Raw genomic sequence first — 14,855 nt, 5'->3', positions numbered from 1 at the left:
CGAGAGAGGCCATCACCAGGCAGGAGGGAAGCCCGATGGCGCCATTAAAACCTTAGATCAGCACCGGCACACCGCACCGCGCGCCGCTTACCCAGACCGTGGCGTGACCTAGTTCGACACCGAGCGCGGCCAGGATGTTGTCGAGCAGCGGGTCGGTAGTGCTTCCCAGCACGCCGCCGACGGTGTTCACCACGCTCAGGACATTCGAAACCGCCTGCGTATCAGTGCCGAGGCAAATCAGCGGCGTAATGCAGGTTCTGAGTTCCAAATCCCTGGTCAAACCCTGCAAGGTCGCGCCAACCTGCAGCCTGTTGCCTACAACCACCCCACCACCGAACGAGATCGGCTTGGCAGGATCGAAAGTCTGATTCGGCGCAGGCACGAATGAAACGTTGTTATTGCTCGCACCAATTACAGGCTGCACTATGGCTTTGCCCTGCACCGATACCAGTCCAATCGTCAAAAGGCTTGTACCAAGTATGTCTGTATATTCGAAGTCTGAGTTCTTGAGTATTGGTACGGGTTTAGTCATTGCATTTGGGTTAACGAGCCTACCAAGATAAACATTCACAAAGCCTGATTTTGCAGCCAAAGTGACTGTAGTTTGGCTGTTCTGTTCAGTTTTACCCGCACAATCGATCTTCGCGATGGTCGCCTGCGCCGCATCCACATCGATGACCAGCGGCACTTGCGCTTTTGCGCCCACGACATTCAGCAAATTCAGGTTCACCACCTGCACATCCACCTGGAGTCGCAGCATGGAAGTGCCGACCGTCGTTTCTCCGGCAGGGCCGAAAGCGAAGCGCGGACGGTCCGCCAGTCCGGTACTGACCGCCCTGATCGCCACCGTGCTATTGGGCACGACCAGGCTGACAAAGTCCGACGCATCGATCGCGCCGGGGCCGCCCTGCACGGCATAAGAGATCAGTTGATAGGCATTGAGCCCGGCGCGCAGGCCCGGCCGCACTTCGGTCCCGCCGACCGGCATGTTCTTCCACACGCCCAGCCCGAACAGCCCGGCAAGAGGCACGCGGTATCCATTGCCCGCCGCCGCGCCGAACGTGCGCAGGGCAGTGGCAGTGGCCGCAGCGGTGACATTATTGCCGGCATAAGTCGCATCGGCCGCGGCATAGGCGATGTCCTGGATGCCGTACGTGCCTTGGGTAAGCTGCTGGTAAGTCCCGCTCTGGCCGGCGCGCTTCGCCAGCGCGTCGAAGAAACGGCCGGCGTCGACATTGCCGCCCATCAGCGCCTCGATGTCGGCGGTGGACAGCCGCAGCTTGATACCAATCAGCGCGCCGAGCAGGTCGTTCACCGAATTGACCAGCGTATTGGTCACCGTCAGCAGGCCTGAGGTGACGGCGATCCCCGCCTCGTCGACCCGTGCAGCGCTGGCCGTTGCCCCAAGTCGGGGGATCGGGCTGGCGCCGCCCAGTGTACCTGAAAGGAACTGCCGGCTGGCCTTGCCGGTAGTCAGACGCACTGCATTGTTGACCGAACTGCCGGGGCAGTTGGCGACGTCCGACGAACCTGCCGCGACGAAGCGCGAGCCTGAGGCGCGGTTGATATTGGCACAGTAATAGCCAACCTCGACCGTCTTCAGCACGGAAGCGTCGTAGCCGTTGCGCGTCAGGTAGTTGACCGCGCGCGACTGAGCCTGCGTCGGGTCCATCGCGGCGGCGAGCGCGGCCGCCTCGGTGGCGGAGCGCAAGTCGCGGTTGCCTGAGTAATAAAGCGCAACGTCAAGCGCGAGGCCCGCCGCCGCCAGCAGCGAAACACCCAGCACGGCGATCATCGGCCCGACAACGCCGCTGTCGTCCCGCGCGAGTTCGCGAAAGGGGCGCAGGCACCGCTTCCGGGTGCGCCCGTCGATCATGAACCCAGCGACAGGGTGCCGCCTCCTGCCACCGCAAGGCGGGCTGCCTCGCCCGCCACCTGCTGACGCAGCCGTGCCTTTTCCCTGGTGTCTGTAACTTTCGAAAGCAGGGCATCGGCTTCGGCCAGCCTGCCGGTGACGGTCAGGGCCAGCATCAGATTGTTGCGCACAATGGCGTCGTCGGGCGCCAGATCGTAGGCCCCGCGCAGGGTCTCCACCGCTTGGGCAGATTGCCCGGCGCGCAGCCAGGCATAGCCCAGCGCATTGGCGGTGAAGGCATCGGCCGGACTGGCCTGCAAGGCCGCTGCATATTGCACCGCCGCCTGCTTCCAGTTGCCCTCCGCCGCAGAAACGTGACCGCGCATCGCCTGCGCGGCGCCGCTACGGTCGCTGGATGGAATCCGCGACAAGGCAGTGCGCGCGGCCGTCACCTGGCCCAGATCGAGCAGGCAGTTGATGCGCAGCAGTTGCGCCTCACGGTCGTCGGGATGCTGGCGGTCGAAATCGTCGAGATAGGCAATCGCGGCGCGGGGGCGCCCATCGGTCCGCGCCTGCCGGATGAGCGAGATGTATAGCCCGCGCGTCGATCCTTCCAGCGCGCCCTGCCCCGATGCGTCGGCCGCGATCGCAGGACCGGCGCCCGCCATGGGCATGGACATGGCCATTGCAAACAAGACAAAGCGCTTCATCGTGCGGTACTCCGCAAAGTGTCGAGGATGGCGGCAACCGGCGGTCCAGCCAGAACGATGAACAGCGCCGGCATGAAGAAGACCAGCATCAGCACCACCATGCGCACGGTGATCTTGCCGATCTGCTCACGCGCACGGGCGACCCGTCGCTGCGAGAATTCGCGGATGAATTCGCGCAAGGCCGGAACCAGTTCCATGCCCTGGAACAGCGACTGGCGGAACAGCGATGCCAGTTCGCGCGAACCCTGCACCGCCACGCGCGTGGCCCAGCGGTCGAAAGCGATCTGGTAGTCTTGCCCGCGATCCAGATCGTCGACCAGCATTGCTACCAACCGTGCGTGATTGGGCACAGCCACCCGCTCGTCGCGGGCAATGCCGCGGAAGCACTGGTCCAGCGAGACGCCGCTTTCGAGCATCATCAGCATAAGGTCGAGGAGGAAGGGGAACTCGGCCGTCAGCACCTGCTCGCGCGCGTTGGCGCGCATGTGCAGTACATACTTCGCGCCGATATAGGTGAGGCCGGGCAGCGCGAAAGTGGGGAACAGGGGCTTGAAGGGATTGCCGGTAATCGCCCAGCACGTAAGCAGCGAGGCGATCGCCACGAACGCAGCGGCAGCCAGCCGCAGCCAGACGAAGACCTCTATCGCGTTCGGTTCGAAATACCCGGCACTGCGCAGTTTCAGCTCTATTTCGTTACGGTCGCGTCCGCGTGCGATCAACACCTGCGGCAGGCGCGGCGCGGAACGGCTCCGTCCCGCAGCGCTGCCCCCGCGCATGGCCTGCCCGTCGATCCGCGCGCCCAGCCGCGTGTCGACCTGCAACCAGCGCACCCCCGCCACCGCAAGCAGCAGGCCGCCCAGGGCCACGGCGAACGAAAGGAAGGCGAACAACCCCTGCATCAGAACGAAAGCCTCAGCATGCGGCGGATGATCAGAATGCCCAGCACTTCCAGCGCGATCGCCACCATCGACATCGTGTGCCCGCGTGGATCGTGGATGAAGAACTGGATGTAATTGCGGTTCATGGCCACAAGCAGCCCCATCGAAAGCAGCGGCATGCCGATCAGCACTTTCGCGCTGACCCGCGCTTCGGAGGTGGCAGCGGAGAGTTCACGGCGGATGCGAATGCGCTCGCGCAGGATATTGGCCAGGTTGTTGAACACCGTCGCGATCGAGCCGCCATAGCGCAGATTGGTGCGGATCGCGGCGGCGAGCATCGAGACCTCGGGGATCTGCAGGCGATCGGATAGCTGCTGCATCGTCTCCGCCACGGGAGCGCCCATCGCCAGCCGCCGGGCCGTCTGCGCGAAATAGCTCTTGAGCGCATCGGGCGAATCCGCGAGCGCGCGCTCCAGCGCCTGCGACAGCGAGTTACCCACCGACTGAAGCTGGCGAACACCGTCGAGGTATAAAGGCATCGCGTCCGTCAGCGCCTCGACCCGCTTGCGGGCCCGGCCCTGGAGCCAGGAAAGCGCCATCATCGGCAGGCCCACCAGCGCCGCCAACGCGGCAGCAGGCCCGGCGAGCAACAGCAGGAGCAGCGCCAGAACCAGTCCCGATCCGATAATCATCTGCAAGGCAGGAACGGTCAGTTCGATCTGCGCCTGCGCCAGCAGCGGCGCGATCCGTTCCGGCACGGTGACGGCCATGATCTGGCGCACCGGCGCAGTGCCCGGCGTGGCAATCGCCTCCAGCCGCCGGTCGAGCGTCACGCGGCCCCGCGCGCGTTCGGAGAACCAGCTATAGGCCATCACGCCCAGCAGCAGGAACGCCAGCAGCAGATAGGCGATGCCCTTTACCACGCAGTGCCCTCCTTCCCGCTACCGGCGGCGCTCACCGCGGGCGGGGCGTAATCGCGCAGGCGCGCGGCATGATAGGGGCGCGGCGACAAGGTGCGGAACAGGCCCTCGCCGGACAGCGGCGGGTGCTCCTCGAAATGGAACAGCTCATTCAGGGTATAGGCCTCGCCCTCGACGCCGGTGACTTCGGCGATCGAGGTGATGCGGCGCGAACCGTTCGACAGGCGCTGGATGTTGACGATGGCATGGATCGAATTGGCGACGAAGCGGCGCACCGCGCGCACGTCGTTCTGGGCGCCGGCAAAACCCAGCAGCATTTCCAGACGTGAAAGCGCATCACGCGGGGTATTCGCGTGCAGCGTGGCCATCGACCCGTCGTGGCCGGTCGACATCGCCTGGAGCATTTCCACTGCCTCGACGCCGCGAACCTCGCCCAGGATGATGCGGTCGGGGCGCATGCGCAGTGCGTTGCGGACAAGATCGCGGGCGCTGACTTCGCGGCTGCCGTCGACATTGGGCGGGCGCGTTTCCAGCCGCACGACGTGCTCCTGCCGCAACTGAAGTTCCGCCGCGTCTTCGATGGTGACAAGGCGTTCGGAGTTGCTGATGCAGCTCGACAGGACGTTGAGCAGGGTGGACTTGCCGGCGCCGGTGCCGCCGCAGATCAGGATGTTCAGGCGCGATCGCACGGCAGCCGTAAGGAAAGCCGCCATCGCCTGGCTCATCGACCCACTGTTCACGCAGTCCTCGACGCTCAGGGCCTGGAGGCGGAACTTGCGGATCGACACCAGCGGTCCGTCGAGCGCGATCGGGGGGATGACGATGTTGACGCGCGAACCATCCGGCAGGCGCGCGTCGACATAAGGCGTCGCCTCATCCACACGGCGGCCGATCGGGCCGACGATGCGCTGGATGATGTTCATCAGGTGCGCATCGTCGCGAAAACGTGTTTCGACGCGCTGCAGGACCCCGCCGCGTTCGGCGTAGATCGTATTGGCGCCGTTGACGATGATGTCGTCGACGCTGGCATCGCGCAGCAGCGGTGCCAGCGGGCCGAGGCCGACCACCTCGTCCTCGACATCCTCGATAAGCAGCAGCCGCTCGGCGCTGTTGAGCGCAAGCTGGCCGCGCCGGCTGCGGCTGTTGATGACCTGTTCGATCTCTGCGCGCAGGGTGCGCTTGTCGAGCGCCTCGGCAGTGGCACCCTGCGCTTCGAGCTGTTCGATCACCTGCCGGCAGGTCTGTGCCTTCACCGCCTGATAGCTGTCGCTCATTCTTTGAGCTGACGGCTGGGCGATAGGCGCCTTGCGCTTGGCGTCGGCGTCTCCCGGGTTGCGACCCTCGGGCTCGAATTCGTTGGTCAGAAGGCTCATGCGGTGCGCTCCACCGACCGCAGGATGGCCTTGCGCATCTTGTCGATGCCGAAGGTGTTGCTCTTCGTCGGCGCGGAGATGCCGCAGGCCCGGCGAATGGCCTGCGCATATTGGCCGCCGTCGCGCTCGATCATCATCGGTCGTCCGGCGTTAAGGGCGTTGCGCATGCGCACCCGGTCCGTGGGCACACCCAGCACCGTGTCGATATCCAGCGCGTCTGCCATGCGCCGGCCGTCAAGCAGGATACGCGGGTCGTGGTCCCACACCAGCAGCCGCAGGCGCTGCGCGCTGGCAGTGTCGAGCGCAACGCGGTCGAGCAGGCGGCGGCAGGAGTCCAGCTCGCGGATCGACTGGCTGCAGACCACCTCGATGCTCTGCGCCTGCGAAGCGAGTTCGCGCAGCAGGCCGCCGTTGCGCAGCGACCCACCGCACAGCACCACATGCGCGCAGCTGGCCCGCAGCAATTGCACCAGCCCGACGATGTCGGACGGGCCGATGCCCACCGGCTCCGCGCCCGTACCGCCGTCGAGCGTCAGAACGGTCAGCCCGCTGCGTTCGTGACGCGCGAGAGCGTCACCCAGCAGGCTGGCGTCCATGCGGTCGATATCGGTGATGGCGGAGGCGAGGCCGTAGTCCACCTTGAGGTCGAGATAGGCTTCGGCCGTGCTGGACGGCAGGGTGCAGTCGATCAGCAGTGTCGGCGGGCCGTCGAGGCTGTGCGCCAGCGCCATGTCGGTGGCGAGGATAGCAGTCGCGTCGCGGTCGGTGCCGAGCACCAGTGTCAGCCGGCCAAGGCGGCCCTGGCTGGCGAGCGCGGAATTGAGCACGCGGGAAAGGATCTCGCTCACTTCGGCGGCGACGGCTCCGCGCGGCATCACGTCGGTTGCGCCCGATCGGATCGCCTGGAGGACGTGCACCGCGTACATGTCCTCGGTGGCCAGCACCACGGCCCGGCCGGGCGCTGCCTGCGAAACCTCGCCGATGACAGAGGCCATCGAGCGTTCCGCCGGGATCGAGGCATGGTCGATGACGACGATGCCGGGGCCGTCGAAAGTCGCGTCATCCAGGGACTGCGCCATGTCGACCGAGACATGCGCGCCCATAGCGTCGGTGATGCGCTGGGCCAGCGCGCGGTCGATCGAGAGAAGATGGATGCGAACCATGTCAGCGCCTCACCACGCCAAAGGACTTTGTCGCCTGTTCCACGCCGTCATTGCCCACGATCATTTGCCCGATACCCGGATCGAGTGTCTTCATGTTGTCCGCCAGTACCGGCCGCACGGCTTCCGGTTCCACCAGACGCGGCGTGGCGACGATGATCAGCTCCTGGCGTTCCTTCTGGTTCTGCTGGCGCTTGAAGAACGCACCCAGCACCGGGATATCGCCCAGGAACGGGACCTTGTCCTTCGTAACCGAGGAATTGGTGTAGTTGAGGCCGGCGATCACGAAGCTCTGCCCGCTACCCAGTTCTACCGTGGTCTTGGCGGAACGATTGCGGAAACCCGGCACCACGTAGCCCTGCAGCTGTACACCGTTGCTGTAATCCAGTTCGCTGACCTCGGGCTCGATTTCGAGGACGATATTGTTCTCGGATAGAACGAAGGGCCTCACCTTCAGGCTGACGCCAAACTTCTTGTACTCGATCGAGATCGAATTGCCGGTGCCGCCATTGGACTGCGGAACCGGAACCGGAACCTCGCCGCCGGCCAGAAACTCGGCCTGCGCGCCGGAACGCACCAACAGCGTGGGCTGAGCGAGAAGCTGCGATAGCCCATTGGTCGACAGCGCGCTCAGGACAGCGCCGATGCCCCGGTTCGGGGCCGAGAGGAACAAGTTGAAGGCGCTCTGGATCGGCGCCGAGGCGTTCACGGCCAAGCCCGATCCGCCGCCCCCGAAGCTGTACGAGTTCAGGCTGCTGGGCGAAACCACCGCGCCCTGCAAATCGCCGGAAAGCTTGGAGAAGCTAAAGCCCAGCGCCTTGAGTGTGGAGGACGACACCGCAGCGAACTGAAGATCCACCGCAACCACCTTCTCGCCCGCCCGCAGCGGCCCCGAGCCATTGGAGAAGGAGGGCGGCGCCGGGTCGACCTGGATCTGGCCTTCCTCGATCAGCGACCCATCAGGCGCATAGACGCTGAGCGTGGCCTGCCCGGCACCGAGGCCGGTGATGCGCAGTGAACGGGTAGACGGTGCAGAAACCGAGATCACATTCTCACGGCTGACCTCGACGCGCCCGATAGCGCGCGAGAAGGACAGCGTGCGGGCTTCGTCCACTTGCAGCGCGCGCTGTTGCTGTGCGGCCGCGACACTCGGCGCCAGCGCCGCAGGTGCGGCCAGCGCGAGGAGCCCCGCAACGATCGGGCCTTTTGCCATCAAGACCTTCATTGCGAACCACTCCCGGAATAGATGACTTCGCGATTGCCGCCCACGACCAGTTCGATCGCGTGCGGTGCAGGAGCACGGCGCGGGGCCGGCGCGGCAGGCGGCGGTGCCATACGCTGCGCCGCCATCATGGCGGGCACAGGCGCGGCGGCCACGGCGCGCGGTGTGGGTTCGGGGGAACTGGCGATCTGCGCGGAGTCTACCTCCTGCGCGTCCTCGGGATTGCGCAGCGAAAGGTACAGCGCGCCGGTGCTCTTCGCGAGCGAGAGTTCGGAAACCTGCTGCGGAGACAGCGCCAGCGTGACCGTGCGGGCCGGCGTAGGCGGCGGCGCGGACACCGTGTCCGCCACCCCTTCCTTGACCGGCGTGCCCAGCACCAAGTCACCCACCGCCAGGACCGAGACCAGCTGAAGCAGGGTCTTGGCGCGGCTGCGGCCATTGCCCCGCGCGCCGCTGATTGCGTCCTCGCCGGGATAGACCACCTGCACGTCCACCTTGTCACCGGGGCGAACCATGCCGGCGACGGCGATTTCCGCCGTCGTGTCGATGCTGATCGCCCGCATCCCCACCGGTACCCGGATCGCCAGCTTGCTTTCCTGCTGAAGCGCCTCACGCGGGATCAGGGTGTTGGCGGCGATGTCGCGCGTCGCAACCCGGCCGATGACCTCGGCGGGCGTTGCCGCCGCCGGAAATTTCACCGGATCGAAGGCAGTGTTGCGGATCATGTCGGCCGTGATCGTCTCGCCGATCTTCACGGCGCGGGTCGTCGTTGCCAGGACTATACCGCTAACCTCAACCGGCTTGCCGGCGAGCACGCTCACCGGACTGGCCTTCGTAGCCGATGATCTGCCAAGTTCGCGAACACCGAGGAAACCGAACGTGGCGGCTGCCACAAGTCCGACTCCGATCGTGAGTTTCGCTTTCGAACCCAGGCGCATGCAATTCCCCTTTGCCATTGCGCTTACGCAAACCGGAAACGCTGCCCCTGCGCCCCGAAATTTCGCCGAACCGTTCCTTGCCGGGACAGATCCGTCTTGATGTATGAATGATAGCGCGCCTCGGATTCTCGTAGTCATTGAGAAGAAGCCGATACGAAGGCATCGTCGAAGCAACGGGTTTTTACGCAGTATTCGCCCACTGACGCGGGTTGCGCGGCCACCATCCAACCCCCGCCCAAGGCGTGGCGCACGGCCTCTTGCACGCCTTGTCAGTCACCGTCGTATCGGTTCTTTTCGTGACTTGCCTCTGATACCACGGCAATAGGAAGTGCGGTTTGTGCAATGACGTCGTTAGAAAACGGGCCTCGTGGGATCGGACCCGGTTTTCCTTGGATTCGCAGTGTCTTTTCCTCGACTCGACCCAGTTTTGCGCATCGCCATCGGGAGCCAAAGGGCCGTTCGTGACTTGTCGCACGACTGCCGCGGTAGGCGTGCCGAGAAAGAGGAAGCGCGGGAATGAACAGACCAGCCGAAAATTTCGGGCCTGATTACCCCACACCGATCGCGGCACGCGGGAGTGCGGGCTCATAATTCCCTATTCTCAACGTACCGGGCCAGTACGTATCTGGCAGGACGGCACGCGGATGTATCCGGCCGCCGTCGCGCTTTGCGCGCTGATCCTTGGCCTGATCTCAGCCGGGGCCCCCGGTGCCGGCGTGTTGAGCGCGGCTGCAGCGGGCGGCCTTTTCGTGCTGCACCGCACGGCGCTGGCTCTGGGAGTAACCGCATTTCTGGCCGCCGGGCTGTTTTTCATGCCCGACGCGGTGCAATCCAGCTCCTATTGGGCCGACGTCCTGCTCGCAGCTACGGCAGCGCTCTTTCCCCGCCGTCTGGCGCCTGCGATGCTGCAGGCTTCGCGCTGGTCCTGGCTTCTCGCAATGGTGTTCGGCAGCGTGGCTCTGTGCCTGCACTTCATCCTGCCGGGCATTGCCGCCGATATTTCAGTGGTCGTCGCCTCGATATGCGCGTCCTTCGTGGGCGCCGGCATTACCCGTCACCTTGCGGTAGTCGACGCGAGACTGCTGGCATGGGGGGACGGCGGCCTGGTGGAAGTGACGCGCGACCTGCTGCTGGGCCGCATCACCAGCGGCATGCTGCATGACCTTGCCCAGCCGCTGAACGTGATCTCGATGGCCAATGCCAACATGGATTACATCATCGGCCGCCTTGATATCGACGACGAGAACCGCCAGCAATTGCAGGAGCGGGTAAAGCGGATCGCGTCGCATACCGAAGGCGCGGCTGCCATCCTCAGCCTGTTCCGCTGGTTCGGCCGCGACGGTCATGATGGCGATGGTGAGTTGACGGTACGCAGCGCTCTGGAGCGGGCCGTGGCCGCCACAAAGTCCAGTATGCGCCATCACGGCGTTTCCATCCATCTGCGCGGCAATGCGCTGGACCATCTGGTGCCTGTGCAGCACGGCGCGCTCGAAATGATGGCGGTAGCCGCTCTGCTCAGCGCCTTCGCGAGTTTTGTGGATAGCGAGGGCAAGAAGCTTCGCGGCGACGTTCTGCTGCACGCATCGATGACGCCGGGCCATGTGGTAGTGACGGTGGAATGCACGGATAGCGACGGCAAGCCGCTGCCCAGCCACCGCATCGATGAAGCCACGCTTTGGCTGGTGGAGCAGGTCGCACGTGACGCGGCGAGCGATTTCCGCTGTCTGGTGCGCAATCGTCAGCCGGTGCGGTTCATCATCCGGCTGGGCCGCGACGATATCTGAATATCAAACGGAACACAGCCGCCGCACTTGCCCGCGCGACGGAAGATCAGCCGCCCAGAGGCAGTTCGATCTCCACGCGGGCGCCTTCGGTTTCATCAGGCACCAGCGTAACGACGCCGCCAGCCTTCTCCAGCACCCGCCGACAGATATGCAGGCCCAGGCCGGTGCCGACACGCGGCTTGGTCGTGAAGAACGGTTGGAATACCGCCCGCGCCGTATCGCCCGAAAGACCCGCGCCGTTATCGGAAACGACACAGCGCACAGCGCCCTCGTGCAGGGCAATGCGGATCGCAATGTGCCCGGCGCCCTGCCAGCCGCTCTCTCGCCGGCTTTCGATGCTCTCCGCGGCATTGCGCAGGATGTTGACGAAAACCTGTTCGGTCTCGACCTGGCAGAGGCTCACGTTCGCGTGAACATGGGCACCGTGATCGTCAATCTCGATATCGGCGGTTTCGAACAGGGGTCGCAGGAATTCCACGGCGTTGCTGGCGGCCAACCCGATATCCGCGCTTACCTCGCCCCGGCTGTTGCCCGAAGCATAAGCCAGGGTGCGGTCGATGATCGTCTGTGCCCGCTCGACCTGCTGCGCGATACGCGCGATCGCCTTGTCGAGCTGCGGTTTCGTGATGTCGCACCGGCCCAGCATCATGCGCAGGTTCTCGTTCGCCACCGAAATCGAAAACAGCGGCTGGCGCAGTTCGTGGGCGAGCGCGGAAGACTGCTCGCCAAGGTCGGCAAGGCGGGATTTTGCGGCGATCGTTTCGAATAACTGGTGCGCATCGCTGACGTCTATCCCGTCGGATATGGCCTGCGCAGCAATGTCCTCCACCGGATGGCATTGCTGTTTCATAGGCGTGCACCGGGTCCAGTTCTCGATATCGCGCTGGGTGATCTCGTTCGGTTTCATGGTCAAACGTCTCCCTGCTGCGCCGAATTTTCAAGCTCGCCCAGCATGTCGCGCAGGACATCGATCAATATCTGCGGCTGGACGGGTTTTGTCAGAACCATATGATCGGGCATTTGCAGCGACGGATCCTGAAGAAGCGGGTCACCGGTGATGAACAGATAGTTGAAAGGGCGCTGGCAGAGCACGGCATGATCGCGAATGCGCGAGACGATCATAAGGCCGGATTCCCGCCCCAGCCGGACATCGCAGGCAAGCACGCGGATTGCGGGGTTCCCCTCGAGCGCAGCCATGGCTTCGTCGAGATCGGACACCCCGACCGCAGGAATGCCGTGCAGTTCCATGAACGTCAGCAGCTCTTCGACGATTTCCGTTACATCGTCGATGAGCAATACGAGAGCCTCTTTGCCCTGCATGCGACCGCCTTCTCTACTATCTCCCACCGCATCAGTTTCATTCTACCCGATGCTGGTTAACATCATTTAGGTTCTTTTTCGTTTCCAAATCCATAACATTCTACAGTTATTTCCACAGAGGTTTTGCGTATTGCAAAATACCGTTGCGGATCAGGCACAGCTGCGGCAGTCGCCGCCTGCTGGTTGAAGTTTTGCAAGATGATGCCAGGCCATGGTCGGCCGCAGGGCCGCAGGCTCGGCGCGGCGTTCCAGGAGGTCGAGCGCGCCGGAGATCATGGCCACTGCTGTCAGCGATTCGTCGTCATCGAGCAGATTGAGCGATATGCGCAGAAGATCGCGGGCTTGGCGTGAGGCTTCGATCGTCATGATATTCTCCTTTTTCATTTGCTCGGGAAAAATTGTGCCCGAATTTCTAGAGGCGTAGAGGGAGTGGCCCACGGCAAGGGCCACCCCCTCCCCCCGCCTCGTCATCCGAGGTCGGGCTACAGCGTGTCCAACCAGGGGGAGGGCAACAAGGCGGCGGACACGCCGGCCTCGATCAGTTGCCCGTTCTGCCCCCCAGCAGACCGGTCAGGGGTGAGAGCAGCGAGCCGGTGCCGGACGAACCGCCACTCGTTCCGCCGAGCAATCCGCCGACAACACCGGTCACCGAACCGCTGACAGAGCCGGTAAGCGTCCCGCTGAGCGAACCACTGAGCGAACCGCCAGCCACACCGCCGAGAAGGCCGCTGACCGCCCCCGTTACAGGGGCCAGAACGGACCCTGCTCCGGTGTTGCCGCCAGCTCCCGTCAACAGGCCGCCTACAACGCCGGTCACCGGAGCGAGGATCGTGCCTGCGCCTGCGCCGCCGCCGGCACCGCCAAGCAGACCGCTCACCACGCCCGTCACCGGAGCGAGCACCGTGCCTGCGCCTGTGCCGCCGCCGACACCGCCGAGCAGACCGCTAACCACGCCCGTCACCGGAGCAAGCACCGTGCCTGCGCCTGTGCCGCCGCCGACACCGCCGAGCAGACCACTCACCACGCCCGTCACCGGAGCGAGCACCGTGCCTGCGCCCGCGCCGCCGCCGACACCACCGAGCAGACCGCTAACCACGCCGGTCACCGGAGCAAGCACCGTGCCTGCGCCTGTTCCGCCGCCGACGCCGCCAACCACTTGGCCGAGGGTCCCGTTAACCGCGCCGAGAAGCGGCGATGTTACACCGTCGACCACGCTCGTCACCGGAGCCAGCACAGGAGCCAGGCCGTTGGTCACCTGCGTGACGCCAGTCCCGACCTGTTGGCCAAGCAGCGACCCGGCAAGGTTACCCACCGGGGCAAGGCCTTGCGCAACGCCAGCCGCAGTAGTTGGCAGCGTCACGTCCAGCACATTGCCGTTGGCAAGCACGTCAGCCGTTACCAGCTGCCCCGAAACCAGTCCCGGACTATTCGAGAGCAGGTTGACACCGGCGAGCGTACCGCTGGTGCTGGGGCCCGTCAGGACATTGTTGCCAACGTCCAGTCCGACGAGCGGTCCGGTATACGTCGGCACCGTTCCACCCCCGCCACTGGGCAAGCTGCCGGTGATCCCGTCGATCAGGCCGCCGAGCTGACCCGTTACCGGAGCCAGAAGGCCGTTCTGTCCAATCACGGGAGCCAGCACGGCGTCCACCGTGTTGAGCAGCGGCGTCGTCACCTGACTAACCGTCGAGGTCACCGCAGCTACCGTGGGCGAGAGCCCATCGGTAAGCTGTGTGACGGTGCCGCCGACCTGACTACCCAGCAGGGCGCCCGCAAGCGAGCCGACCGGGGCAAGCGCTTCCTGCGTCTGCGCCGTCGTCGTTGGCAAAGCGACATTCACCAGACTGCCGTCACCCGTCAGGACATCGACCGCGATACCGCCGCCGTTGCTCGTCGAGGTGCCCGGAGTGACGTTGACGTCAATCAGAGTTCCAGGGCCGCTGGGACCGAGGATCGGATTGCCGCCGATAGTCACGCCAGCGACCGTGCCGGTGATGCTCGACGGGCCAGTGGGACCAGAGGGGCCGGTAGGGCCCGAGGGACCACCCGGACCTGTAGGGCCGGTCGGACCAGAGGGGCCTCCCGGACCGGTAGGACCAGTCGGACCTCCAGGACCAGTCGGGCCAGACGGACCGCCCGGGCCTGTAGGACCAGTGGGGCCGGTCGGACCAGAAGGACCGCCCGGACCCGTAGGACCAGTCGGGCCTCCAGGGCCAGTCGGACCGCTTGGCCCGCCGGGGCCGCTTGGACCGCCAGGACCGGAGGGTCCAGCAGGGCCGGTGGGGCCTCCGGGACCGGTCGGACCAGCAGGGCCAGTCGGGCCACCGGGGCCAGTAGGACCCGTCGGTCCCGCGGGACCTGTAGGCCCGGAGGGATCAGTCGGACCTGTGGGTCCACTCGGACCCGAAGGGCCAGACGGACCACTTGGACCGGAAGGACCGCTGGGGCCACTCGGGCCGCTGGGACCCGACGGATCGGTGGGGCCGGTGGGACCGGACGGTCCCGACGGCGTGCCGCCGCCGCCGGCACCGACGCGGAAGCCGACGCCATCGGCGCAAGCGCCTAGAAGAAGAAGCGGAATAGCCGTTGCGCAAAGCAGGATCTGCCTTGTCGTCTGGCGCGGTTTACTACGCGGCATTGTGTTGTCCTCCATGAAATGCCCAGTGCGATGATGGTTAGGCACAGTCGGGAGGCG

General features: G+C 65.2%; 13 protein-coding genes. 1 reads left to right on the top strand and 12 read right to left on the bottom strand.

Features of this window, described 5'->3' with window-relative positions:
- Nucleotides 1-52 precede the first annotated feature (52 nt).
- From TQ38_RS22265 to cpaB, 8 genes are read right to left on the bottom strand one after another with little or no spacing between them, the layout of a single operon-like run.
- Complete coding sequence (locus TQ38_RS22265) at nt 53-1,876, bottom strand: TadG family pilus assembly protein (protein ID WP_043975496.1); 1,824 nt, start codon at nt 1,874-1,876, stop codon at nt 53-55.
- Entirely contained in the window at nt 1,873-2,565 is a 693-nt protein-coding gene (locus TQ38_RS22260) for a tetratricopeptide repeat protein (RefSeq protein WP_043975497.1), read from the bottom strand. The genes TQ38_RS22265 and TQ38_RS22260 overlap by 4 nt, the downstream gene beginning before the upstream one ends.
- Entirely contained in the window at nt 2,562-3,464 is a 903-nt protein-coding gene (locus tag TQ38_RS22255; protein ID WP_043975498.1) for a type II secretion system F family protein, read from the bottom strand. The genes TQ38_RS22260 and TQ38_RS22255 overlap by 4 nt, the downstream gene beginning before the upstream one ends.
- Entirely contained in the window at nt 3,464-4,366 is a 903-nt protein-coding gene (locus tag TQ38_RS22250; RefSeq protein WP_043975499.1) for a type II secretion system F family protein, read from the bottom strand. The genes TQ38_RS22255 and TQ38_RS22250 overlap by 1 nt, the downstream gene beginning before the upstream one ends.
- On the bottom strand, nt 4,360-5,736 hold the full coding sequence (locus TQ38_RS22245; protein WP_043975500.1) for a CpaF family protein: 1,377 nt from the start codon (nt 5,734-5,736) through the stop codon (nt 4,360-4,362). Before TQ38_RS22245 ends, TQ38_RS22250 begins: the two co-directional genes overlap by 7 nt.
- On the bottom strand, nt 5,733-6,899 hold the full coding sequence (locus tag TQ38_RS22240; protein WP_043975501.1) for a hypothetical protein: 1,167 nt from the start codon (nt 6,897-6,899) through the stop codon (nt 5,733-5,735). Before TQ38_RS22240 ends, TQ38_RS22245 begins: the two co-directional genes overlap by 4 nt.
- 1 nt (nt 6,900) lies before the next feature.
- Nucleotides 6,901-8,109 carry a type II and III secretion system protein family protein gene (locus tag TQ38_RS22235; protein WP_240198049.1) on the bottom strand — a complete coding sequence of 403 codons (1,209 nt, stop codon included), beginning with the start codon at nt 8,107-8,109 and terminating at the stop codon, nt 6,901-6,903.
- Nucleotides 8,110-8,117: 8 nt separating this feature from the next.
- Nucleotides 8,118-9,056, bottom strand: coding sequence for a Flp pilus assembly protein CpaB (cpaB, locus tag TQ38_RS22230; RefSeq protein WP_043975502.1), 939 nt, complete (start codon nt 9,054-9,056; stop codon nt 8,118-8,120).
- A 644-nt stretch (nt 9,057-9,700) separates the two neighbouring features.
- Between cpaB and TQ38_RS22225 the strand changes: the two genes are divergently transcribed.
- A complete protein-coding gene (locus TQ38_RS22225; protein WP_240198048.1) occupies nt 9,701-10,840 on the top strand; it encodes a hypothetical protein in 1,140 nt (379 codons plus the stop codon).
- 46 nt (nt 10,841-10,886) lie between these two features.
- On the opposite strand, the gene TQ38_RS22220 is transcribed toward TQ38_RS22225, so the two are convergent.
- The 4 genes from TQ38_RS22220 to TQ38_RS22205 form a co-directional block, all read right to left on the bottom strand.
- Nucleotides 10,887-11,747, bottom strand: coding sequence for a sensor histidine kinase (locus TQ38_RS22220; RefSeq protein WP_043975503.1), 861 nt, complete (start codon nt 11,745-11,747; stop codon nt 10,887-10,889).
- 2 nt (nt 11,748-11,749) lie between these two features.
- Entirely contained in the window at nt 11,750-12,136 is a 387-nt protein-coding gene (locus TQ38_RS22215) for a response regulator (protein ID WP_240198047.1), read from the bottom strand.
- A 174-nt stretch (nt 12,137-12,310) separates the two neighbouring features.
- Nucleotides 12,311-12,526: a hypothetical protein gene (locus TQ38_RS22210; protein WP_162792349.1), complete on the bottom strand. Its 216-nt coding sequence runs from the start codon at nt 12,524-12,526 to the stop codon at nt 12,311-12,313.
- Between the two features lie 172 nt (nt 12,527-12,698).
- The gene (locus TQ38_RS22205; protein WP_240198181.1) at nt 12,699-14,135 is read right to left on the bottom strand and encodes a hypothetical protein; all 1,437 of its coding nucleotides are present in this window, start codon (nt 14,133-14,135) and stop codon (nt 12,699-12,701) included.
- Nucleotides 14,136-14,855: the final 720 nt, after the last annotated feature.

The sequence above is a fragment of the Novosphingobium sp. P6W genome, from assembly GCF_000876675.2.
Classification (GTDB): Bacteria; Pseudomonadota; Alphaproteobacteria; order Sphingomonadales; family Sphingomonadaceae; genus Novosphingobium.
The sequence above is the reverse complement of the archived record's forward strand: the minus strand, read 5'-3'. Positions and strand labels throughout refer to the sequence as shown.